Source organism: Caulobacter sp. ErkDOM-E, assembly GCF_048541895.1.
Taxonomy (GTDB): domain Bacteria; phylum Pseudomonadota; class Alphaproteobacteria; order Caulobacterales; family Caulobacteraceae; genus Caulobacter.
Map to the genome: position 1 here is coordinate 2,764,341 of NZ_CP183331.1, position 21,306 is coordinate 2,785,646.

Consider the following 21,306-nt stretch of genomic DNA (forward strand, 5'->3'; position numbering starts at 1 on the left):
GTCTCGCCAAGTCGGCGGAAGCTATGCGTTCACCTCCTCTTTTGCAATGACGGCGCGGCAAGGTTAGGACCGGGCCATGATCGACGCCCAAAACGCCCTGCTCGCCCGTATCGCCGATGCCCTGGAGCGCCTGGCGCCGGCTGCGCCGGCCGCACCGGATTTCAGCGGGGCGCGGCTTTTTCGACATGATTCCTCAGGCCAGGCCTTCATCGCCGCGCCTGACTATCCGATGGCGCTGGACCTACTGGTCGGCGTCGAGCGGCAGAAGGATCGCTTCGTCGAGAACCTGAAGCGCTTCGCCGTCGGCCTGCCTTGCAACCATATCTTGCTGTGGGGCGTGCGCGGCACCGGCAAGAGCTCGATGACCAAGGCCGCCTTCATGGCCGTCAGCGCCGAACATCCCGCCCTGAAGCTGGTCGAGGTGGATCGCGACGAGATCGCCGCCCTGCCCCCGCTGTTTGACCTGCTGCGCGGCCGCGCCGAGCGCTTCGTGGTGCTGTGCGACGACCTGTCGTTCGAGGACGGCGCGGCGGCCGCCAAGGCCCTGAAGTCGGCGCTGGAGGGCGGCGTGGCCGGCCCGCCCGAGAACGTGCTGTTCGTCGCCACCTCCAACCGCCGCCACCTGATGCCGCGCGACCACGTCGAGAGCCAGGGGGCCATCGCCGCCGCCGAGGACGCCGAAGAGGAGATGAGCGTCTCCGACCGCTTTGGCCTGTGGATCGGTTTCCCGCCGATGGATCAGCCGACCTATCTGGAGGCGATCCGCACCTATGCCGAGCGCTTCGACCTGGTGGTCGAGAACCTGGACCGCCGCGCCCTGCAATGGTCGCAGCTGCGCGGCGCGCGGTCGGGCCGGGTTGCCTGGCAGTTCATCCGCGATCTGGCGGGGGAGCTGGGCAAGAGCCTGCCGGCTTAGAGCATCGTGCGGAAAAGTGGATGCCGGTTTTCCGCAAAAACGATGCGAAAACAAAAAACTAGAGCGAAGTGCGCGATTCTTGTATCGCGCGTTTCGCTCTAGCGAACGCAAGTTCTCGACCTCGCGCTTTGGCTGCGAGGGTGATGGAAAGGGTCGCGGAGCGTCCGGACCACGTCCGGATGTGAGTTTGTAAGTACCGTTTCGACGAAGCCGTCCGCTCCGCGTGGTCGTTATCCGTCAGCGTCCCAGCGGGTGGCCCAGTTGGGGCCTTACCGGAACCCGGAAGCCTCGGTTTCCCGAAGTCCCGAAGGTCGGGGGGCGTGGGGCCAATCCTGACCAACACTCGCCTTGATCCCCGTCCACGCCGACGGCGGGCGGGTCCTGCAACGCCAGGATCCCCGGACGCGCTTCAGTATCCCCCTGAAGCCCAGCCCCGCTCGATCACCCCCCGCCGCCGCAATGGTCGCTGGCCTTGCGCCCTTTCCTCGCGACGAGGTGGGACAAGAATACGGGAGGTTTCAGCGCGTCGGATAAGTTTGCTGCACGCCCGTGTCGATCCCCGTTGCTTCGACCCTCTCCCAGAGGGAGAGGGAGGGGCCCACGCTTGCGTGGGAGGGTGAGGGGTTACACCCTAAACCATTGTCGCACCTGGGATCCTGCCCTGTCCGGAAGGGCTTCGCAAACCCCTCACCCTCCCACCGCTACGCGGCGGGCCCCTCCCTCTCCCTCTGGGAGAGGGTTTCTAATCCCCGCGCCGATCGGGGGACGGCGCGATCGCAATGCCCGTGGTCGCGTGACACCGCTCGCCGTCAGGTATAGATTTCGGCAGGAAATCAACCCGGAGAGTCCCCATGGCCAAGCCGTGGTTTCGGACCAAGCAATACGGCTACGGCGCGAGCCCCTGCAGTTGGGAAGGCTGGGTGGTGTTAGCCGCCTTCATCGGCGTGATGATCGGCCTGACCACCCTGCCAGTACCCCTCACCCTGCCTCACCGCTGGCTGGGCGTCGCCCTGCGCATTGGCCTGATCGTCGGCTTCATCGTGCTGGTCGGGCGCAAGAGCGACAAGCCGTGGGCCTGGCGCTGGGGCAAATAGCCAAACGGCCCGCCTCTTTCGAAGCGGGCCGTTCCTTATCCTAGCGCGGCAGGAGCAGACCCGGATCCACCGGCCGGGCCTTGTCCTTCACCGTCGGCGCATAGCGCATCTCGAAGTGCAGCTGCGGCTCGTTGACCCCGCCGGTCGAACCGACGGTGCCCAGCTGCTGGCCCTTGCTGACCTGCTGGCGCATCTTCACATCGGTCGTGCCCAGGTGGGCATAGGCCGTGACCCAGCCGTCGGCGTGCTTGACCAGAACCAGGTTGCCGAAGGTCGGGACCTGGTTGCCGGCATAGGCGATCTCGCCGTCGGCGGCGGACACCACCGGCGCGCCGGCATTGGCGCGGATGTTCAGGCCGTCATTGCGCTGGCCCGTGCCCTTGACCCCGAAGTCGGAGATGATCTCGCCCCGCAGCGGCCACGAGAAGCGGCCCTTGCCCGAGGCGATGATCTCGGCCTCGGTCGGGGCGGCGCTGCTCTCGATGATCTGACGGATCGGGGCCGACGGCGGCGGATTGACCGGCAGGGCCGCGACCGGACCGCTGGGACGCGGGGTCGAGGGGCCCGGCCGATACGGGATCGGCGCCGACGGCGTGGTCACGGGCGTTTCGGTCGCGGCCGGAGCCTGGGCCACCGTCGTCGACGGCGTGGCCGGGCGAGTGGTCGTGGTCTTGATCGGCCCCTTGTCCTTGTAGCCGTCGGGCAGAAGGATCTTCTGGCCCTTCTTGACGGCCGCCGTGGTCTTCAGGTCGTTCTCGGCGGCCAGGGCCTTGAGGGTGACATTGAAGCGCTTGGCGATGGCCGTCAGGGTGTCCCCGGACTGGGCGGCATAGGCCTTGGCCGTCGTGGCCGGGCCCTTGATCTTCGCGCCCAGCCTCAGCGCCTTGTCGGGGTCGATATCATTGGCGTCGGCCAGGTCCTTGACGCTCATGTCAAAGCGCCGGGCGATCGCGGTCAGGGTGTCGCCCGACTTGACCGTATAGACCTGACGCGGCCCCGCCACGCTGACCACCGAACCGGTGACGCTGGTCGTGGTGGTGGTGACGCTGCCCAGACCGGTGGCGGCGCTGGCCGCCGGCGTGGAGGCCGGCTGGCTCATGGTCGGCGTTGCAGTGGGGGTCGGCGTTGCGGTCGGGGTCGAGGCGCGCGGCGTTTCGACGGGGCGCGGGGCCGGCGCTGAACCGGCAAGCATCGTGGTCGGGACGCTGGACGGCGGCGCGGCCATGGCCGTCTTGGTCGGACCCTTGTCCTTGAAGCCGTCCGGCAGAAGCAGTTTCTGCCCCTTCTTGATCGCTGCGCCGCTCTTGAGGTCATTCTCCTCGGCCAGGGCGGCGGCGGTGACGGAAAAGCGCTTGGCGATGGCGAACATCGTGTCGCCCGACTGGACGACATAGGCCTTGGACTTGGGCCCGGCGGGGCCGACGATCTTCTGGCCCAGCTTCAGGCGGTAGGGCGGCTCAAGATCGTTGAGCTTGACCAGGTCGGCGCGCGTCGCGCCAAAGCCGCGCGCGATGGCGTCCAGGGCGTCGCCCGACTCGACGACGCGCGACTGGGGCTTGCCGGGCACATCGACCACGGGACCGGCCACGGTGGTGACGATGATCGGCGCGGCCGGACGGATCTGGGCCGGCGGCGGCGGAGGCGGCGGCGGCGGCGGCGCAAGTTCGGTGCGCGTCACCGGCGGATCGGTATAGATCGGCGGCGCCGGGGCGGCCTCGACCGGGATCGGCTCGCGGCGGATCACCTCGGACGGCGTCGGCGTGGTGTTGAGCGTTTCCCCAGGCGGGGCCTGGGTGATGGGGAAATTGGGCGTCTGGCCCCGGGGCGCGGGCCCGCCGGGCTGACCATCCCGGGAAGGGTACTGTGGTCCCCCGGCCGTTTCGCAGGCCGCGAGCGTTCCAGCCGTCAGGGCGATCACCGCCGCGCGCGTCCACAACTGCCTCATAGCCTCTCCTTGTCCTCGCAAGTCGCCCAGACGGCCCCGCGAGGGTAAATCAATCGTTAACCGCAAGGGCGCTGCGCAAGCCTCGCCCCGATTTCCCGCTTCACTGGTCGCGGGCCACACCGTCGAGCAGCGGCACAAACCGCACATCGCACAGCGCCTCGACCTTGAAGCCGCCCTTGCCGTCGCCCGCATAGCGGCGAAGGCTCTGCACCGGCCCCTTCCCGATCGGCGCCACGAGGACGCCGTTGGGCTTGAGCTGGGACAGCAGTCGTTTCGGATCATCTTCAGCCGCAGCCGTGACCATAATGCGGTCAAACGGCGCCTGTTCGGCCCAACCTTCGCCGCCATCGCCGAACTTGGTGATGACGTTGGTCAGGCCAAGCTTGTGAAAGCGCGCCTCGGCCTCCTTCATCAGGGTCCGATAGCGCTCGATCGTATAGACCAGACGCGACACGTGGCTGAGGATGGTGGTCTGGTAGCCCGACCCGGTGCCGATCTCCAGCACGCGCGAGCGCGGCTCGATGGTCAGGGCCTGGGTCATCAGGCCGACGATATAGGGCTGGCTGATGGTCTGGCCGCAGGCGATCGGCAGGGCCGAATCCTCCCACGAGCGGTCCTTGAACAGATCCGGCGTGAACAGGTCGCGCGGCGTCTTCTCGATGGCCGCCAGCACCTGGGGATCGGTGATCCCCTGGTCGCGCAGGGCCTGCATCAGACGCGGCAGATCCGTGGTCGCGGCGGCCTTGGCCTTGCTCATGCGTCCACCCGCAGCTTGGGGGGCGCGCCGCCCAGCAGGCCCTTCAGGGCGTGGACGGTCTCGTTGTGCGTCAGGTCGATGTGCAGCGGCGTCACCGAGATCTTGCCCTCATAGACGGCCTTCAGGTCGGTGCCGTCGCGGGGCTGCGAGGCCGTGGCGGTGAAGCCCATCCAGTAATAGTCGCGGCCGCGCAGGTCAGTGCGCTTGTCCCAATGGCGCAGATGGCCGTCGCGGAAGCCCTGGCGCGTGACCTCCACGGCCGTCACCTGCTCCGGCGGCAGGGCCGGGAAGTTGACGTTCATGATCACGTCGCTGGGCCAGCCCATCTCCAGCAGCCGCTGGATGATGCCCGGACCATAGGTCTCGGCGGTCTCCCAGTGGGCGACCACCTCGTCGTGGAAATAGTTCATGGCCTGGGACAGGGCGATCGAGCGGATACCCAGGGCCATGCCCTCGATCGCGCCGGCCACGGTGCCCGACAGGGTGACATCCTCGGCGATGTTCTGGCCGCGATTGACGCCCGACAGCACCAGATCCGGCGCGGGGCCGTCGATCAGCTGCTGCACGGCCATCATCACGCAGTCGGTGGGCGTGCCCTCGACGGCGAAGCGGCGATCGTCCAGGCGGCGCACCCGCAGCGGGTCGGCCAGGGTCAGGGCCCGGCTGGCGCCCGACTGCTCGTATTCCGGCGCGCAGATCCACACGTCGTCGGTCAGGGCGCGGGCGATCTTCTCAAGCGCGACCAGGCCCGGGGCGTGGATGCCGTCGTCGTTGGTGAGGAGGATGCGCATGCGGCTCAGGCCTGCCCGCCGATGTAGGTGACGCCGCCCATATAGGGAACCAGCACCTCGGGGATGGTGATGCCGCCGGTCTCGTCCTGATAGTTCTCCAGCACGGCCACCAGGGTGCGGCCGACCGCCAGGCCCGAACCGTTCAGGGTGTGGACGTACTGGGTGCCCTTCTCGCCGGCCCTGCGGAACCGGGCGTCCATGCGCCGGGCCTGGAAGTCACCGCAGTTGGAGCACGAGCTGATCTCGCGGAAGGTGTTCTGCGAGGGCAGCCAGACCTCGAGGTCATAGGTCTTGCGCGCGCCGAAACCCATGTCGCCATTGCACAGCAGCATGGTGCGGAACGGCAGGTTCAGCGCCTTCAGCACCGCCTCGGCGCAACCGACCATCCGCTCGTGCTCGGCCTCGCTCTGGTCGGGCGTGGTGATCGAGACCAGCTCGACCTTGTAGAACTGATGCTGGCGGATCATGCCGCGGGTGTCGCGACCCGAGGCGCCGGCCTCGGAGCGGAAGCTGGGCGTCAGGGCCGTCATCCGCAGCGGCAGCTGCGCCTCGTCGGCGATCTGTTCGCGAACGATGTTGGTCAGGGAGACTTCGGCGGTGGGGATCAGCCAGTGGTCGGCCGTGGTGCGGAAGAGGTCTTCGGCGAACTTCGGCAGCTGACCGGTGCCATAGAGGGCCTCGTCCTTGACCAGCAGCGGCGGCGACACTTCGGTGTAGTCGTGCTGCACGGTCTGCAGGTCCAGCATGAACTGGCCCAGGGCCCGTTCCAGCCGGGCGATCTGGCCCTTCAGCACCACAAAGCGCGCGCCGCTCATGCGGGCGGCGGCTTCGAAGTCCATGCCGCCCAGGGCCGCGCCCAGGTCGACGTGATCCTTGGGCGCGTTCAGGCGGCCGGCGGGCAGCTGGGAGGCGTCGCCCCAGCGGCGGACCTCGACATTGCCCGCTTCATCCTCGCCGGGCGGCACGTCGGGGGCCGGAATGTTGGGCAGCGACGCCAGCAGGTCCTTCAGCCCGGCGCCGGCCTCAGCTTCCAGTACGGCCGCGTCGGCCATCAGGGCCTTGAGGGTCTCGACCTCGGCCATCAGGGCCTGGGCTTCGACCTCGTCCTTCTTGGCCTTGGCCATGCCGATGCGCTTGGAGGCTTCGTTGCGCCTGGCCTGGCTCTCCTGCAGCGCCGTCTGGGCCGCGCGCAGCTGGGCGTCCAGCTTCACGGCCTCGGCGGCCGCGCCCGAGCGCCCCTTGGCCGACCAGGCGGCTTCAAAGGCTTCGGGATTGTCGCGGATGGCCTTGATGTCGTGCATCGGAACGGGCTCGAAGACTGGCTTAGGGAAACGCCCTCTCTAAGGCGCGTCGGCTGAGGCGCCAACCTTTTCAGGGCTGCATGGGTCAGGGATTCGCGGGGAGGCGCCGTGTTGTCGTGAGACCAAAACCTGCGACAACGCGTCGCACCCAGTTTTCCACACCCACAGATAGCCCGCTCTGAAGCATAGATTGAATCAAATCCCAAAACATAAGCAGGAATGGGGTTTATTTCGAAGACAAACCTTGAATGTGAAAACTCGATAACGTCCGTTAACGTTGTTTTTGAACTCGAAATTAGGGCGAAAATGAAAAACAGAGCGCCAAGTACGCAGAACCGCGTTTCCTTCCCTCAATATACAGGATGTACACCTTGAAGAAATTTGCCGCTCTCGCCGCCATCGTCACCGTCTCGGTCGCATTCGCCGCCCCCGCCAGCGCCGCCAACCTGGTTCGCGTCTCGCTCGCCGGCAAGACCAGCGTCCAGATCAATGATGAGATCAAGACCGCCGCCCAGGCCGTCTGCGCCAACGAGAAGGCCAATGCGCTCGCCAGCTGCCTCGAAAGCGCGACCTTTGACGCCAACCGTCAGCTGGCCGCGATTGTGAAGGCTCGTCCGGGCGCCTCGAAGGCCGCCACCCGTCAGGAAGCCGTGACCATCGTGCGCGTGTCGCTGAAGGGCAAGTCGACCGACCAGATCCACGCCGAGATCAAGGCCGCCGCCGAAGCCGTGTGCAAGGCCTCGACCGACTTTGCCAACCGCAACGAATACCAGGCCTGCGTCGGCGGCTCCGTCCGCGCCGCCAAGGCTCAACTGCAGGCCATGAACGCCCAGCCCAAGCAACAGGCTTCGCTGTAAGCCTTAGGAACGCGCGGCCCTCACAGGGTCGCTGAAAGACAAGAAGCCTCCGCTCCCTTCCGGGGCGGAGGCTTTTTTGTTCCCCCGACTCCGCCCTCCCCGGCGGCCCGAAGGGCGGCTGTGGGCAGAGAGCGTTAGGCCGCCACGATCTCGTTGCGCTTGTTGTCGTCCTTGGCCTTGCCGCGTTCGATCAGCCACACGCACCAGATGCTGATTTCGTAGAGCAGGCACATCGGGATGGCCAAGGTCAGCTGACTGATCGGATCGGGCGGGGTCAGGATGGCGGCGGCGATGAACACCCCGACAATGGCGTAGCGGCGGCCCTCGCGCAGCAGCTTGCTGGACAGGATGCCGGCCAGGCCCAGCAGCGACACCACCACCGGCAGCTGGAAGCAAAGCCCGAAGGCCAGCAGCAGCGAGGTCACCAGGGTCAGATAGTCGCTGACCTTGGGCAGAAGCTGGATGGTGATGCCCACCGTCGAGACCTGCTGGCTCAGCGAGAACCACAGCACGAACGGCAGCATCACATAATAGACCAGCGCCGCGCCCAGGAAGAACATCACCGGCGAGGCCAGCAGGAACGGCAGGAAGGCGCCGCGCTCGTTCTTGTAGAGGCCCGGCGCGACGAAGCGATAGAGCTGCCAGGCCAGGACCGGGAAGGTCAGGACCACGGCGCCGAAACCGGCCAGCTTCAGCTTGGTGAAGAAGAACTCCAGCGCCGCCGTATAGACCAGGCCCAGGGCCTTGGTTTCACCCGTCGGAATGTCCTTGAGGCCTACCAGGGCCAGCAGCAGATCGAACGGACCATGGCTGCCGCCGGCGTGCTGCACGCTGAGCAGCTGCTGGGCGACGGTGAACGGATTGACCAGGAACAGGAAGATCTTGTCGGCGAAGGCGAAGCACACGCCGAACCCGACAAACAGCGCCACCACGCAGATGATCAGCCGCATGCGCAGCTCGACCAGATGATCCAGCAGCGGGGCGCGCGAGGCTTCGATCTCGTCCTCGGGTTCGTGTCCGATGGAGTCCGTCACGAGACGATATCCGAGGCGGTCGAGCCGCCGGCCTTGGCGGCCTTGGTGCGCGGGGCGCGGGCGGCCTTGGGCGCTTCGACGGCGATCTCGGCCTTGGCCGCGCGCTTGCGGGCGGGGGCCTTGGAGACAGCGGGTTCAATCACGGCCGGCGCCTTGGCGACGCGCGGCTTGCGGGGCTTGGCGACGACGGGCTTGATCTCGGTCTCCGGCGGCAGGATCGATGGCTCGACCGCTGCGCCATGGGGCTGGTAGCCCGCATAGGGGTGAGCCTGCACCGTTCCGCTGCTCAGACTGGCGTCGATGTCGGCGAACACCTGATCCACCCCGACATCCTTGGCCTGATCGGCGGCGTCGCGCAGCGGCGAGGCGTACTGGCCCGACCGCATGGCCTCGACTTCCTTGCGCAGGTCGTCGAGCTCGGACTGGCGGGCCATTTCGTCGAAGCTGGCGCGGAATTCAGACGCCATGCCGCGCATCTTGCCGATGAACTGGCCAAGCTTGCGCAGCAGCATGGGGAGATCCTTCGGCCCGACCACGATCAGAGCGACCGCGGCGATGACCAGAAGTTCTGTGCCGCCGATATCAGGAAGCATGGACGCGCCTTAGAACGACGCGGACCTGGGCCCGCCGTCGCGAAGTGGAAGGGACGCGCGCAACGGGTTCGCCCGCGCGCCCGAGGGTTCTTACGACTTTTCTTTTTCGGCTTCGGTGCGCGGCAGGGCGCCCGTGGCCTTGCTGTCAGCGCTCTCGCTGCTGGAGTCGTCCTTCAGGCCGTCCTTGAACGCGCGAATGCCCTTGGCGGCGTCGCCCATGATTCCCGACAGCTTGCCTCGGCCGCCGAACAGCAGGGCGATGACCCCAAGCACGATCACCCAGTGAATCCAGCTCATGCTACCCATAGCAATCATGCTCCTTGCGACAGCGGCCCATTAGCTGCTGCGGCGTGTCGTTACAATCTCTCAGGCAATATAGGCGTTCGCGAGGCGGCGAGCCAAGCCTATCCGGCTTGCCCCACTCATAACCTCCGTCATTCCCGCCCTTGTGGCGGGAACCCCTGGTTCAGCTGACACGTGAAGCGCACTGGCGCGCCAGTGCGCCACACATCCGCACCTGCGGTCCATCGAGGGGTTCCCGCCACGAGGGCGGGAATGACGGGACGAAGAGAGGAAGCGCCCCTCCCCTACCTTCACCCCTTCTCCATCTCCCCCAGGAAATCCTGAGCAAACTCGGGCGCCTCGTCGCCGTCTTCCAGCGGATCCTCGTCCTCGCCGGGACGCAGGCCCAGCGGGTCGGGGACCGAGAAACCCGGCGGCAGGTTCATCTCCAGCAGGCCGGCGGCCTTCATCTCGGTGACGCCCGGCAGGTCCGACAGGGCGGCCAGGCCATAGTGCTCGAGAAAGGCGTCGGTGGTGCCGAAGGTCACCGGCCGGCCCGGCGAGCGGCGGCGGCCGCGCATCCGCACCAGCCCAAGCTCCAGCAGCACGTCGATCGTGCCCCGGCTGGCCTGGACGCCGCGCACGGCCTCGATCTCGGCCCGGGTGACGGGCTGGTGATAGGCGATGATCGCCAGGGTCTCCTGAGCGGCCTTCGACAGCCGGCGCGGCTCCTCGCGTTCTTCCGTCATCAGGAAGGCCAGGTCGGTCGCGGTCTGGAAGCGCCAGCGGTTGGCCACGCAGACCAGTTCGATCCCCTGGCCCTCGTAGCGGAGGCGCAGAGCAGCGATCCCGGCCTGGATGTCGGCGCCCTCCGGCAGGCGCTTGGCCAGGTCGACATCGCTCAGCGGCTCGGCGGCGGCGAACAGCAGCGCCTCGATGCAGCGCTCGGTGAACAGGGGGTCGATCATAGCCAACCCATATCCGCTCTCCCCGGCGAAGGCCGGGGCCCAGATTCAGCCTGAGCGTTTGGGGATGATCCGCCTTGAGCGCCTGCCACGAACACAAATGCCCTGGGTTCGATCTGGGCCCCGGCCTTCGCCGGGGAGAGCGGAGTTTTAAAAGTGATCACTCCACCTCCTCCAGCGGCTGCGTCCGCGCCCGCAGATAGAGATCCGAGAACGCCTCCATCTGCCGCGCCTCCAGCACGCCTTCCTTCACCAGTTCCAGCGAGGCCGCCAGGGTCGAGGCCATGTAGGAGGCCGGCGACGGGCCGTCGTCTTCTTCCAGAGCGCGCTCGACGGGCGCCACAGTGGTCAGGGTGGTCCAGTCGTCCATCCGCGGCAGCAGGGTGCGCAGCCGGTCGCGGGCGTCTTCCAGCGGATAGGCGGTGGGCGGACGCGGCGCGTAGTGGCGGCTGTGCTCGCGTTTGCGCTGGGTGATGTAGGCGCTCATCAGGCTGTAGAGATCACCCTCCAGCCGGGTCGACGAGACGATCTTCACCGCTTCGGGATCGCCGCGCATGAACACCTCGCGCTTCAGCAGCGGGCGCGCCTTGAGGGCTTCGACGGCCTGGCGCATGACGTCCAGCTTGGCCAGGCGGAAGGCCAGCTGCGCGGCCATTTCCTCGGCCGGAGGCTCCTCCCCCTTGGCGCGTTCAGGCTTGGGCAGCAGAAGGCGGGATTTCAGATAGGCCAGCCAGGCGGCCATCACCAGATAGTCGGCGGCCAGAGAAAACCGCACCCGGCGGGCCTGCTGAACGAAGGCCAGATATTGCTCGGCCAGCTTGGTGATCGACAGTTGCAGCAGGTCGACCTTCTGGCGGCGCGCCAGGGCCAGCAGCACGTGCAGCGGACCTTCATAGCCGTCGATGTCGATGACCAGCGCCGCGCCGTCTTCCGCCGCCGCGTCGGCGGCCTCGAAGTCGAGCGTGGGCTGGAAGCCCGTCGTCACGCAAAGCTGCCCGAATAGGAAGTGTTGTTGAAGGCGGCGTCAAACCGGGCCCGGGCCTCGGCGACATCCAGCGGCTCGACCACCTTGACCAGCCGGCTCATCACCGCCTGCGAGCGGCGGCGGGCTTCCTTGGATAGGCCGCCGACGCCGGACATCACGGCCTTCATCTCGGCCATGTCGCCATTGCAGTGCAGGACCACATCGCAGCCGGCCGACAGACTGTCCTTGGCGCGCTGCCGGAAGTCGCCCGACAGGGCCTTCATCGACAGGTCATCGCTCATCAGCAGGCCGTCGAAGCCCAGGGATTCGCGGATGATCTTCTTGATGGCCTTCTTCGAGGTCGTGGCCGGGCGCTTGCGGTCGATGGCCGTGTAGACGACGTGCGCGGTCATCGCCATCGGCATGTCGGACAGCACGCGGAAGGGCGCGAAGTCGCGGGCGTCCAGCTCGGCCAGCTTGGCTTTAACGACCGGCAGCTCCAGATGGCTGTCGCTCATGGCGCGGCCGTGGCCGGGAATGTGCTTGATGATCGGCAGCACGCCGCCGGCCAGCAGGCCCTCGGCGGCGGCGCGCCCAAGCGTGGCTACCTGCTCGGGCGTGTCGCCATAGGCGCGGTCGCCGATGATCTCGTGGCCCAGCGGGTCGGGCACGTCCAGCACCGGCACGCAGTCGACATTGATGCCGATGGCCCGCAGGTCATGGGCGATCAGGCGCGCGCCCAGGCGGGTGATCTCGCGAGCCACCAGGGGATCGTTAGCCATCAGCTCACCATAGGCGCGGCCGGGCGGATAGGTCTTCCAGTGCGGTGGCTGCAGGCGGGCGACGCGGCCGCCCTCCTGGTCGATCAGGATCGGCGCGTCGGGCCGGCCGATCGTATCGCGCAGGGCGGCGGTCAGGGCCCGCACCTGCTCGGGATCGGCGATGTTGCGCTTGAACAGGATGAAGCCCCAGGGCTTCACATCCCGGAAGAAGGCGACTTCTTCGGCCGACAGGGTGGTCCCGGCGCAGCCGAGGATCGCGGCGGAGGTGCTCAAGCGCTGGTTCCTACTTCACGAAGCAGGACTTGCCCGCGGCCGAGATCGCCTCGCAGAACGCCTTGGCGGACTCGCGGCTGGAAAAGCCCGTTACCGAGGTGCGGTAGAGCGTGGTGCCGTTCTTGTCGATCGCCTCGACCTTCTTGCCCTTGCCGGCGGCCAGGCCGGGGGCCAGGCGGGCGGCGTCGTTCCAGGCCTTGTCGGCCAGGGCGGGCGAAGACAGGGCGCCGATCTGCACCATGGCCGAACCGCTGGCCGAGGCCACCGGCTTGGGCGCGGCGGAGGCGACCACCGCCGGCTTGGCGGCGACGGGCTTGGGCGGGGGCGCGATGGCGGCGGTGGCCAGAGCCTCGATCGTCGGGGCCGGGGCCGGCTTGGCGGCCACAGGCGGGGCGACGGTCGTGATCGGCTTGGCGTCGACCGGCGCGGTCGGGCGCGGCAGCGGCGCCTCCGGCTGGGCGGCATAGGTCGGCGAGGGCTGGCTTTCCTCGTTCTTGTAGATCTGCAGGCCCGAGGCCGGGTCGGACGGCTGGCTGCCGGCCGGCGGAGCGGTCTTCATCTCGGCGACCTGGGAGCCGACCGTGCGCGGCGGCTCATTGGGACCGCGAACGCCGCCGCGATAGATCATCACCACCGCCACAACCAGCGTCATCAGCACCACGGCGCTGATGATCAGGGTCATGGGCAGCGGGCGGGAACCGCGCACCGGCTGACGCGCATCGAACGACAGCGGCGCATCGGTCGGCGGCGTATAGGCGCCGCGGTGGGGATCGGACATCGCGATTAGGCTCCAGACTACAACGCACGCGGGTCGGACCGCCGAATCACACGTGCGCGAACATAGTTTACCGAAGGGACAGGCCAGCCATAACCGCCTGCGCCATCACAGTGGCAAGGAAACGCCCTTGGCTCCCCAAAAAGCTGGGAGCAGTCTGCGCCCGGAGCCTAGTTCCAGACGTCGAGCTGGAACAGCTTCCTGTGTTCCTCGATGGCGAAGCGGTCGGTCATGCCTGCGATATAGTCGCAGACCACCCGCGCGCGCCCGGCCTCATCGCGGTTCTGCGACTTCTCGAACCAGACCGACGGCAGGACGTCCGGCTCGGCCAGAAACAAGGTGAACATCTCGGCCAGAATGCGCCGCGCCTGGCTGCGGGTGCGATTGACGCGCCAGTGCCGGTACATGCGGGCGTGCAGGAACTGGCGCAGACGGGCCAAGTCCTCGGCCATGTCCGGCGAAAAGGCGACCAGGGCGTGGTCCAGCGCCCTCACCGCGTCGGCCGACTGGACGCCGGTGGCGGCGGCGCGCTGCAGGGTCTCGCCCATAACATCGTCGACCATGGCCCCGATCATGCGGCGCACGGCCTCCAGGCGGGTCAGGCGGGCGTCCAGATCCGGGCGCTCGCTCTTTACGGCAAACAGGATCGGTCCGATCAGCGGCACGTCCAGCAGTTCGTCCAGGCCAAACAGGCCCGCTTCCACGCCATCATCGACGTCGTGGTTGTTGTAGGCGATGTCGTCAGCCAGGGCCGCGACCTGGGCCTCGGCCGACGCCCAGGTGCCCAGGCCCAGATTGTAGTCGTTGTCGTACTTGGAGATGGCCTTCCAGGATGGCTTGCCCAGCTTCTCGGTCACCGGGCCATTGTGCTTGATGATGCCTTCCAGGGTTTCCCAGGTCAGGTTCAGGCCCAGAAAGTCGGGATAGCGGTGCTCCAGCTCGGTCACCACCCGGAAGGTCTGGACGTTGTGGTCGAAGCCGCCATACGGCTTCATCTTGTCCTGCAGCTCGTCCTCGCCGGCGTGGCCGAATGGCGGGTGGCCGATGTCGTGACCCAGGGCGATGGTCTCGGCCAGGTCGGAGTCCAGCCCCAGGGCCGTGGCCAGCGAGCGCGCCACCTGGGCGACTTCCAGCGAATGGGTCAGACGGGTGCGGAAATTGTCGCCCTCGTGCGCCACGAAGACCTGGGTCTTTTCCTTCAGCCGGCGAAAGGCCGAGGTGTGGATGATCCGGTCGCGGTCGCGGGCGAAGGGCGTGCGGGTGCGGCTCTCCTCTTCCTTGAACCGGCGTCCGCGCGATTTGGCCGGATCCTCGGCATAGGGGGCGCGCGCGACAAGGTAGGGAGAAGATGTCATGAACCGCTCTTAGACCGCATCGGGGACCACATCGGGATTTTCACCCCTTCCGTTGGGGCGTTGATATCCTCATATAGGTCAAGGATGAGTTTTCCACAGCCATGACCGACACAACCGTAACCCTTTCCCCCAACGCCGCGCGTCGCATTCACGCCATCGGACAGGCCGAGGGGCGTCCCGTCATGCTGCGCGTCGCGGTGGACGGCGGCGGATGCTCGGGCTTCCAGTATCGTTTCGACCTGGTCGAGGCCATCGAGGCCGACGACCTGAAGATCGAGCGCGACGGCGCCGCGGCCCTGGTCGACGTCATCTCGCTGGCCCTGCTGAAGGGTTCGGAGATCGATTTCGTCGACGAACTGGCCGGCGCGGAGTTCAAGGTGCGCAACCCCAACGCCAAGTCCAGCTGCGGCTGCGGCGTCAGCTTCTCGATCTAGGGCCTAGGTCGGAACGAACTGCAGAACCGTCACGGTCAGCGCCCCCCAGGCCGCCGGCGCGGCCATGGCCGCCCAGGCCTCGGTGCGCTTGCCCTTGCGCCACTGCATCCAGCCGACCAGCGGCGCCAGCATGCAGACCGCCCAGAACAGGGCGCCCAGCACGAAGCCCAGCCACACCACCGGGTTCCTCAGATTGCCCGGACCATCGAAGACAAGCGGCGAGAACACCGCCAGTATGGCCCCGATCACCGCCGCCACACCCCAGACAAGCGAAACCAGGATCAGCAGCGCCTGCTGTCCCTTGTCTGAAATCTTGAAGCCCGGCTTGAGCGTGGTCGTCATGCGCCCTAGCCTCCCCGCGCCTCTCGGAGCCGTCAATGCGTATCGCCACCTGGAACGTGAATTCTGTGAATGCTCGCCTCGAAGGGGTGCTGGCCTGGTTCGAAGCGCAGGCCCCAGACGTCGCCGTGCTGCAGGAAATCAAGTGCATCGACGAGAAATTTCCGACCGAAGCCTTTGAAAGGCTTGGCTATAACGTCGCCGTCCACGGCCAGAAGACCTATAATGGCGTCGCCCTGCTGTCCAAATTCCCGCTGGAGGACGTCCGGCGCGGTCTGCCCTTCCTGAGCGACGACGAAACCGACGAGCAGGCCCGCTATATCGAGGCCGTGATCGCCGCGCCCACACCGGTGCGGGTCTGCGGCCTCTATCTGCCCAACGGCAACCCGATCGGCACCGAGAAGTTCGACTACAAGCTGGCCTGGATGCGCCGCCTGCACAGCCACGCCAAGGCCCTGCTGGCGCTGGAGGAGCCCCTGGTCATCCTGGGCGACTACAATGTCATTCCCGAGGTCGAGGACGTGGCCAATCCCGACGCCTGGGCCGGCGACGCCCTGTTCCAGCCCGAAAGCCGGGCCGCCTTCCGGGCCCTGAAGAACCTGGGCTTTACCGACGCCTATATGCAGGCTGACGGCGCGCCGGGCGGCTACACCTTCTGGGACTATCAGGCCGGCGCCTGGCCGCGAAACCTGGGCATTCGCATCGACCACCTGCTGCTGTCGCCCCAGGCCAGCGACCGGCTGGTGGATGTGGTCATCCATCGCGATGAGCGCGACAAGGAAAAGCCGTCGGACCACGTTCCGGTGGTGGCCGAGCTGAACCTCTAGCCGCCCCCTCTGCCCCCTGTCGCGAATCCGGAACTCCCGTTAGCCTTGGCTCCCATGAGCGAACTCGCCCGCCTTTTGCTGTTTGTCGCCATCGCCGGCTCGGCCGTGACGTTCATGGGCAGCGCGGCCATCTGGTTCATGGACGACGACCGGCGTATCCGCCGGGCCCTGCGCCATGTGCTGAAGGGCGATCCCGAGGTGGTGATCCTGGCGCATGGCCGGGGTCGCGGCGCAGGCTTTGCGTTCAAGACCGGCCTGGCCGCCGTGGCCTGGGACAGCGGCGCCTGGTGCCTGATCTATCGCATCGACGAGGTGATGGGCGCCGAGTTGCTGGTCGACGGCCAGGTGGTGGGCCGGGTGTTCCGGGGCGAGAACCGCCGCGCGGTCGATCAGGTCGCGCCGCAATCGGTGCATACCGTCACCCTGCGCCTGGTGTTCGACGATCCGCGTCATCCCGATTTTGACCTGGACCTGTGGACGCCGGGCGACGAGCAGCGCCGGCAAAGCCGCTCGCCCGCCGACGCCATGCAGGAAGCCAATCGCTGGCTGGCCCGCTGCGAGGCCATCGTGCGCCGTCCGCAGGCTCCGAGACCCGCGCCACGCCCGGCGGCCGTTGCGCCGGCTCCGCCCGAGCCGCCCCAGCCCCAGCCCCAGCCCCAGCCCCAGCCCCAGCGGCCGCAGCCAAGACCCGAACCCGAGCCCGTGCCGCCCAAGCGCGCGCCGCCGCCGCCTGTGCTCGCCGCCGCCGCCAATTTCGATGACGAAGACGACGAGCCCAGCTTCGATCTGGACGAGCCGCCGTGGGAAATCGACCCCTCCCCGCCCCTGACGCCGACCTACAAGCCGGTCTCGAAAGCCAAGCGCGAACCCAAGGCCGATCAGGGCGACCTGCCGTTCGATCTGGACGACCTGCCGTTCGATCTGGACGACTAATACCAACGGCCATTGATCCTGACCTCAGAGAGTCCAAATCTGAAAATATGCCGTCACCCCGGGACTTGTTCCCGGGGCCCATGGGTCAGCTTCCTCGTGAGAGTTCTATTCTGCGCCGCACCTGCGGCTGCACAATGGGCCCCGGGAACAAGTCCCGGGGTGACGAGGATATAGAGCGCGAGGAGTCGAGCTCAGCGGCGCTTGGTATAACCTAGCCGCCCTCAGCCGCGCCGCCGGGTCTCCCAGGCCATCCACACCGCCACTACCGCCAGGGCCACGCCCAGTCCGCGCGAGATCCAGACCTGGCTGCGCGCCCGGTCCAGAACGCTGGCTGCGCGGTCGGCGCCCAGCACGATCGTCCCGTGAATGCAGATGCTGACGACCACGTGGATCGTGCCCAGGATCAGCGCCTGGGTGGTGGGCGGCGCATGATCGCTCTTGATGAAGCTGGGCAGCAGCGTGACGTAGAACAGCGCCGCCTTGGGATTGAGCAGATTGGCCACCATGCCGCGCCGGAACAGCACCCAGCGGGAGGGGGTCAGCGCGTCGGCGACCTCGCCATCGCTGGCCGACCGCCAGGCGTCCCAGGCCATCCACAGCAGATAGGCCACGCCCGACCAGCGCAGCAGCTCATAGAGCGGGCGATAGAGCCGGAAGACCTCGGTCAGCCCAAACACCGCCGCCAGCATATAGACCGACAGGCCGCAGGTGACGCCCGCCACGGCCATCAGGCCCGCGCGCCGGCCGTGGGCCGCCGCCAGGGCCGCCAGATAGGCCATGTTGGGCCCGGGCGTCAGCTCGATCAGGATGACCGCGACCAGGAAGGGCGCGATCATCCCCGGATCAACGGGCCAGGCCGTGTGGGACAAGCCCCGGCCCTCTACAGGTCGGCGTAGATGTGGGTCTCGCCGTCAGCGCCCGGATGGGTGGTCGCGCCCAGGTGGGCGGGGCCCACCAGCTGGGCGAACTTCCAGATGGCGCCGCTGTTGTAGTTGGTCTTGCGCGGGGTCCAGGCGGCCTTGCGGCGGGCCAGTTCCTCGGGCGCGACTTCCAGATCGATGGTGCCAGCGTCGGCGTCGATAGTGATGATGTCGCCGTCCTCAACAAGCGCGATCGGGCCGCCGGCTTGGGCTTCGGGACCGATGTGGCCGATGCACAGGCCGCGCGTGCCGCCCGAGAAGCGGCCGTCGGTGACCAGGGCCACCTTGTCGCCGCGCCCCTGCCCCGCCAGCGCCGCCGTGGTCGACAGCATCTCGCGCATGCCCGGGCCGCCCTTGGGGCCTTCATAGCGGATGACCAGGACGTCGCCGTCCTGATAGTCGCCGGCCGCGACGGCGTCGAAACAGGCGTCCTCGCCCTCGAAGCAGCGGGCCGGGCCGCGATGGCTGCGGTGCGAGGTCATGCCCGCCACCTTGACGATGGCGCCGTCGGGAGCCAGCGAGCCCCACAGCCCCACCACGCCGCCGGTCGGCGACAGGGGATTGGAGACCGGGCGGATCACCACCTGGTCGTCACGCCATTTCACGTCTTTCAGGTTCTCGGCCATGGTCTTGCCGGTCACCGTCATGCCGTCGCCGTGGATGAAGCCGCCTTCCAGCAGGGTCTTGAGCAGCACCGGCATGCCGCCGGCCTCGCCCATGTCCTTGGCCACATACTGGCCGCCCGGCTTCAGGTCGGCGAGGTAGGGCGTGCGCAGGAAGATCTCGGCGACATCGCGCAGGGTAAAGGAGATGCCGCACTCATGGGCCATGGCCGGCAGGTGCAGAGCGGCATTGGTCGAGCCCCCGGTGGCGGCCACGATCACGGCGGCGTTTTCGAACGCCTTGCGGGTGCAGATGTCGCGCGGACGCAGATTGCTCTCGATCAGCCGCATCACCGCCTCGCCCGAGGCCACGGCATACTCGTCGCGGCTCAGATACGGGGCCGGCAGCGAGGCCGACAGCGGCAGGGCCAGGCCGATGGCTTCGGAGACGCAGGCCATGGTGTTGGCGGTGAACTGGCCGCCACACGCGCCGTCCGACGGACAGGCGTGGGTTTCCAGGTCGCAAAGGTCTTCCAGCGTCATCTTGCCGGCCGAATGCATGCCGACGCCTTCGAACACGTCGACCACGGTGACGTCCTTGCCTTGCCAGCGGCCGGGCAAGATCGAACCGCCGTACAGGAACACGCTGGGCACGTTCAGGCGCAGCATGGCCATCATCATGCCCGGCAGGCTCTTGTCGCAGCCGGCCACGCCGACCAGGGCGTCATAGCCGTGGCCGCGCATGGTCAGCTCGACCGAGTCGGCGATGCAGTCGCGGCTGACCAGCGAGGAGCGCATGCCCTCATGGCCCATGGCGATGCCGTCGGTGACGGTGATAGTGCAGAACTCGCGCGGCGTGCCGCCGGCCGCCTTGACGCCCTTGGACACCGCATGCGCCTGGCGCATCAGGGCGGTGTTGCAGGGGGCCGCCTCGTTCCAGCACGAGGCCACGCCCACGAAGGGCTGGGCGATCTCGCGGGTGCCAAGACCCATGGCGTAATAATAGGAGCGGTGCGGCGCCCGCGACGGCCCCTCGGTCACGTGCCGGCTCGGCAGTTTGGACTTGTCCCAGCTTCCGTCGGGTTTCCTGGTCATGACGCGCGCCCTTTAGAATGAAGAGCGGTGGGATTAGCCCACGCGGCGGCCCGACGGAAGGGTTTGACGCTCAGTTTTTACCGGACATCAGGGCCTGATCGCGCATTTCATTGCGAGCGGTTCGCGACGAGGCCCGCACCGGCGCATGATCAGACCCCATGCGGCATCGCCTACACGGCGGCCGGCGCGTCCTGCTCGATAGCCGCCTTGTGGATGATCGAGACCTTGGCGCCCGGCGCGTTGTCGGTGACCTCGACCACGCTCTTCAGCTGCTTGGCCAGAGCCTGGACGATGCTGGTGCCAAGGCCCGCCTTCACCTTGCCCTCGAGGGCATGCATGCCGATGCCGTCGTCGCGCACGCTCAAGGTCCAGCCGGCGCCGTCGCGCTGATAGCCAACGACAATCCTGCCCTTCTGCCCATCCGGGAAGGCGTGCTTGAGGCAGTTGATCACCAGTTCGGTGACCAGCAGGCCCAGACTGATCGAGATATTGGCCTCGACCACGCTGTCATCGATGTCCACCACCAGGGTCACCTTGTCGTGGTCCTGGATCATCGAGGCGCCCAGACTGTCGCAAAGCTGCGTGAAATAGGGGCGTAACTCCACGTCACCGACGCGCGACGTGGCCAGTTGCTGCTGGAGTGCAGCGACCGACATAACCCGGCTGTGCGCGTTGCTAAGGTGAGTGCGGCTCTCCTCCGACTGCACGTTGCGGGCGCTTTGCAGGATGACGCTGGCGATGATCTGCAGGCTGTTGGCGACGCGATGCTGCACTTCCTGCAAGGCGATGGCCTTGTCGCGCAGAAGTTCGTCCTTGAGCTTTTCCATGCCCCGCGCGGCCGTGACATCGGTCACGGTCAGCAGGATCCGCATCGGGGAGCCCGCGACGCCGTACTCCAGCCTTTGCGCATGGATCACCAGGCGACGCATCCCGCTGCCCTGGCTTTTGAGGTCCATCTCGTAGGCGTCGATGGCGGCGGCGCCCGATGCGGTCGCTCTCAGCAGCGAGCGCAGTTGCGGCACGGCCCACTCACCCCCGCCAAGCTCCATGACCGAGCGGCCGACCACGGACTCCAGATCCAGCTTGAAGGCTCGCAGAAACGACGTGCTGGCGGCGACGACGATCAAGCTTTCATCAAGTAGCAAAGCCGCTGCCTGAGACGATTCAATCAGAGCAAAGGCCAGTTCTGACCCGATCGGAAACGCCAATTGCAGATTATCGGCCATCAAGGGCCTTTCAGGCACGCCAAGAGGCTCGCGAAGCGAAAGCCATATTGGTGGAGAGCGCGCCCTGTCGGTCACGACAACATTAAAGCGCACAATACGTATTATACCCTACCTCGGCAGAATTATCGCGGTTTACTTTGGGTCGAAGGCGCTCACCCCTCCGCCGCCTGCAAGCCGGTCTGTAGCCCTCAATTGTTAGAGGTAATGAGATCGTATATACGTTGTAAGAACGCTGCTTGAGGGCTC

At 67.3% G+C, this 21,306-nt stretch carries 22 protein-coding genes; 6 read left to right on the plus strand and 16 right to left on the minus strand.

Going from position 1 to position 21,306, the window contains the following annotated elements; genetic code table 11:
• The first annotated feature begins 76 nt into the window (after window positions 1-76).
• Window positions 77-916: an ATP-binding protein gene (locus ACN2C7_RS13605; RefSeq protein ID WP_419317503.1), complete on the plus strand. Its 840-nt coding sequence runs from the start codon at window positions 77-79 to the stop codon at window positions 914-916.
• An 851-nt stretch (window positions 917-1,767) separates the two neighbouring features.
• A complete protein-coding gene (locus ACN2C7_RS13610; protein ID WP_419317504.1) occupies window positions 1,768-2,010 on the plus strand; it encodes a hypothetical protein in 243 nt (80 codons plus the stop codon).
• Between the two features lie 40 nt (window positions 2,011-2,050).
• Here the strand turns inward: ACN2C7_RS13610 and ACN2C7_RS13615 are convergent, their stop codons facing one another.
• The 4 genes from ACN2C7_RS13615 to serS form a co-directional block, all read right to left on the minus strand.
• Window positions 2,051-3,955, minus strand: coding sequence for a LysM peptidoglycan-binding domain-containing protein (locus ACN2C7_RS13615; RefSeq protein ID WP_419317505.1), 1,905 nt, complete (start codon window positions 3,953-3,955; stop codon window positions 2,051-2,053).
• Window positions 3,956-4,055: 100 nt separating this feature from the next.
• Window positions 4,056-4,712, minus strand: coding sequence for a protein-L-isoaspartate(D-aspartate) O-methyltransferase (locus ACN2C7_RS13620; RefSeq protein WP_419317506.1), 657 nt, complete (start codon window positions 4,710-4,712; stop codon window positions 4,056-4,058).
• The gene (gene surE / locus ACN2C7_RS13625; protein WP_419317508.1) at window positions 4,709-5,503 is read right to left on the minus strand and encodes a 5'/3'-nucleotidase SurE; all 795 of its coding nucleotides are present in this window, start codon (window positions 5,501-5,503) and stop codon (window positions 4,709-4,711) included. The genes ACN2C7_RS13620 and surE overlap by 4 nt, the downstream gene beginning before the upstream one ends.
• Before the next feature lie 5 nt (window positions 5,504-5,508).
• Window positions 5,509-6,804: a serine--tRNA ligase gene (serS, locus tag ACN2C7_RS13630; protein WP_419317509.1), complete on the minus strand. Its 1,296-nt coding sequence runs from the start codon at window positions 6,802-6,804 to the stop codon at window positions 5,509-5,511.
• A 362-nt stretch (window positions 6,805-7,166) separates the two neighbouring features.
• On the opposite strand from serS, the gene ACN2C7_RS13635 reads away from it, so the two are divergent.
• Window positions 7,167-7,661, plus strand: coding sequence for a hypothetical protein (locus ACN2C7_RS13635; RefSeq protein WP_419317510.1), 495 nt, complete (start codon window positions 7,167-7,169; stop codon window positions 7,659-7,661).
• A 134-nt stretch (window positions 7,662-7,795) separates the two neighbouring features.
• On the opposite strand, the gene tatC is transcribed toward ACN2C7_RS13635, so the two are convergent.
• The 8 genes from tatC to ACN2C7_RS13675 form a co-directional block, all read right to left on the minus strand.
• The gene (tatC, locus tag ACN2C7_RS13640) at window positions 7,796-8,695 is read right to left on the minus strand and encodes a twin-arginine translocase subunit TatC (RefSeq protein WP_419317511.1); all 900 of its coding nucleotides are present in this window, start codon (window positions 8,693-8,695) and stop codon (window positions 7,796-7,798) included.
• Window positions 8,692-9,288: a Sec-independent protein translocase protein TatB gene (tatB, locus tag ACN2C7_RS13645; protein WP_419317512.1), complete on the minus strand. Its 597-nt coding sequence runs from the start codon at window positions 9,286-9,288 to the stop codon at window positions 8,692-8,694. Before tatB ends, tatC begins: the two co-directional genes overlap by 4 nt.
• A gap of 90 nt (window positions 9,289-9,378) precedes the next feature.
• Window positions 9,379-9,594: a twin-arginine translocase TatA/TatE family subunit gene (gene tatA, locus ACN2C7_RS13650; RefSeq protein WP_419254917.1), complete on the minus strand. Its 216-nt coding sequence runs from the start codon at window positions 9,592-9,594 to the stop codon at window positions 9,379-9,381.
• 287 nt (window positions 9,595-9,881) lie between these two features.
• On the minus strand, window positions 9,882-10,544 hold the full coding sequence (scpB, locus tag ACN2C7_RS13655; protein ID WP_419317513.1) for an SMC-Scp complex subunit ScpB: 663 nt from the start codon (window positions 10,542-10,544) through the stop codon (window positions 9,882-9,884).
• A gap of 151 nt (window positions 10,545-10,695) precedes the next feature.
• Window positions 10,696-11,520, minus strand: coding sequence for a segregation and condensation protein A (locus tag ACN2C7_RS13660; RefSeq protein WP_419317514.1), 825 nt, complete (start codon window positions 11,518-11,520; stop codon window positions 10,696-10,698).
• Entirely contained in the window at window positions 11,517-12,554 is a 1,038-nt protein-coding gene (nagZ, locus tag ACN2C7_RS13665) for a beta-N-acetylhexosaminidase (RefSeq protein WP_419317515.1), read from the minus strand. Before nagZ ends, ACN2C7_RS13660 begins: the two co-directional genes overlap by 4 nt.
• 10 nt (window positions 12,555-12,564) lie before the next feature.
• The gene (locus ACN2C7_RS13670) at window positions 12,565-13,332 is read right to left on the minus strand and encodes an SPOR domain-containing protein (protein ID WP_419317516.1); all 768 of its coding nucleotides are present in this window, start codon (window positions 13,330-13,332) and stop codon (window positions 12,565-12,567) included.
• Window positions 13,333-13,499: 167 nt separating this feature from the next.
• A complete protein-coding gene (locus ACN2C7_RS13675; RefSeq protein ID WP_419317517.1) occupies window positions 13,500-14,684 on the minus strand; it encodes a deoxyguanosinetriphosphate triphosphohydrolase in 1,185 nt (394 codons plus the stop codon).
• A gap of 101 nt (window positions 14,685-14,785) precedes the next feature.
• On the opposite strand from ACN2C7_RS13675, the gene erpA reads away from it, so the two are divergent.
• The gene (gene erpA / locus ACN2C7_RS13680) at window positions 14,786-15,118 is read left to right on the plus strand and encodes an iron-sulfur cluster insertion protein ErpA (RefSeq protein WP_419317518.1); all 333 of its coding nucleotides are present in this window, start codon (window positions 14,786-14,788) and stop codon (window positions 15,116-15,118) included.
• A 3-nt stretch (window positions 15,119-15,121) separates the two neighbouring features.
• On the opposite strand, the gene ACN2C7_RS13685 is transcribed toward erpA, so the two are convergent.
• The gene (locus ACN2C7_RS13685) at window positions 15,122-15,460 is read right to left on the minus strand and encodes a hypothetical protein (RefSeq protein ID WP_419317519.1); all 339 of its coding nucleotides are present in this window, start codon (window positions 15,458-15,460) and stop codon (window positions 15,122-15,124) included.
• 35 nt (window positions 15,461-15,495) lie between these two features.
• Between ACN2C7_RS13685 and xth the strand changes: the two genes are divergently transcribed.
• Both xth and ACN2C7_RS13695 read left to right on the plus strand, forming a co-directional pair.
• Window positions 15,496-16,284 (plus strand): exodeoxyribonuclease III, encoded by a 789-nt coding sequence (xth, locus tag ACN2C7_RS13690; RefSeq protein ID WP_419317520.1) that lies wholly within the window; start codon window positions 15,496-15,498, stop codon window positions 16,282-16,284.
• A gap of 54 nt (window positions 16,285-16,338) precedes the next feature.
• Window positions 16,339-17,217 (plus strand): hypothetical protein, encoded by an 879-nt coding sequence (locus tag ACN2C7_RS13695; RefSeq protein ID WP_419317521.1) that lies wholly within the window; start codon window positions 16,339-16,341, stop codon window positions 17,215-17,217.
• A 221-nt stretch (window positions 17,218-17,438) separates the two neighbouring features.
• On the opposite strand, the gene ACN2C7_RS13700 is transcribed toward ACN2C7_RS13695, so the two are convergent.
• From ACN2C7_RS13700 to ACN2C7_RS13710, 3 genes are all read right to left on the minus strand, one after another.
• Window positions 17,439-18,053 (minus strand): LysE family translocator, encoded by a 615-nt coding sequence (locus tag ACN2C7_RS13700; protein WP_419317522.1) that lies wholly within the window; start codon window positions 18,051-18,053, stop codon window positions 17,439-17,441.
• A 44-nt stretch (window positions 18,054-18,097) separates the two neighbouring features.
• A complete protein-coding gene (ilvD, locus tag ACN2C7_RS13705; protein ID WP_419317523.1) occupies window positions 18,098-19,834 on the minus strand; it encodes a dihydroxy-acid dehydratase in 1,737 nt (578 codons plus the stop codon).
• Window positions 19,835-20,004: 170 nt separating this feature from the next.
• Window positions 20,005-20,961 (minus strand): sensor histidine kinase, encoded by a 957-nt coding sequence (locus ACN2C7_RS13710; RefSeq protein ID WP_419317524.1) that lies wholly within the window; start codon window positions 20,959-20,961, stop codon window positions 20,005-20,007.
• Window positions 20,962-21,306 lie beyond the last annotated feature (345 nt).

Bases quoted from the DNA above. Each gene is read 5' to 3' on its own strand.
- ACN2C7_RS13605 (WP_419317503.1), top strand. From the start codon at position 77: ATGATCGACGCCCAAAACGCCCTGCTCGCCCGTATCGCCGATGCCCTG.
- ACN2C7_RS13610 (WP_419317504.1), top strand. From the start codon at position 1,768: ATGGCCAAGCCGTGGTTTCGGACCAAGCAATACGGCTACGGCGCGAGC.
- ACN2C7_RS13615 (WP_419317505.1), bottom strand. From the start codon at position 3,955: ATGAGGCAGTTGTGGACGCGCGCGGCGGTGATCGCCCTGACGGCTGGA.
- ACN2C7_RS13620 (WP_419317506.1), bottom strand. From the start codon at position 4,712: ATGAGCAAGGCCAAGGCCGCCGCGACCACGGATCTGCCGCGTCTGATG.
- surE (WP_419317508.1), bottom strand. From the start codon at position 5,503: ATGCGCATCCTCCTCACCAACGACGACGGCATCCACGCCCCGGGCCTG.
- serS (WP_419317509.1), bottom strand. From the start codon at position 6,804: ATGCACGACATCAAGGCCATCCGCGACAATCCCGAAGCCTTTGAAGCC.
- ACN2C7_RS13635 (WP_419317510.1), top strand. From the start codon at position 7,167: ATGTACACCTTGAAGAAATTTGCCGCTCTCGCCGCCATCGTCACCGTC.
- tatB (WP_419317512.1), bottom strand. From the start codon at position 9,288: ATGCTTCCTGATATCGGCGGCACAGAACTTCTGGTCATCGCCGCGGTC.
- tatA (WP_419254917.1), bottom strand. From the start codon at position 9,594: ATGGGTAGCATGAGCTGGATTCACTGGGTGATCGTGCTTGGGGTCATC.
- ACN2C7_RS13670 (WP_419317516.1), bottom strand. From the start codon at position 13,332: ATGTCCGATCCCCACCGCGGCGCCTATACGCCGCCGACCGATGCGCCG.
- ACN2C7_RS13675 (WP_419317517.1), bottom strand. From the start codon at position 14,684: ATGACATCTTCTCCCTACCTTGTCGCGCGCGCCCCCTATGCCGAGGAT.
- erpA (WP_419317518.1), top strand. From the start codon at position 14,786: ATGACCGACACAACCGTAACCCTTTCCCCCAACGCCGCGCGTCGCATT.
- ACN2C7_RS13685 (WP_419317519.1), bottom strand. From the start codon at position 15,460: ATGACGACCACGCTCAAGCCGGGCTTCAAGATTTCAGACAAGGGACAG.
- xth (WP_419317520.1), top strand. From the start codon at position 15,496: ATGCGTATCGCCACCTGGAACGTGAATTCTGTGAATGCTCGCCTCGAA.
- ACN2C7_RS13695 (WP_419317521.1), top strand. From the start codon at position 16,339: ATGAGCGAACTCGCCCGCCTTTTGCTGTTTGTCGCCATCGCCGGCTCG.
- ACN2C7_RS13700 (WP_419317522.1), bottom strand. From the start codon at position 18,053: ATGATCGCGCCCTTCCTGGTCGCGGTCATCCTGATCGAGCTGACGCCC.
- ilvD (WP_419317523.1), bottom strand. From the start codon at position 19,834: ATGACCAGGAAACCCGACGGAAGCTGGGACAAGTCCAAACTGCCGAGC.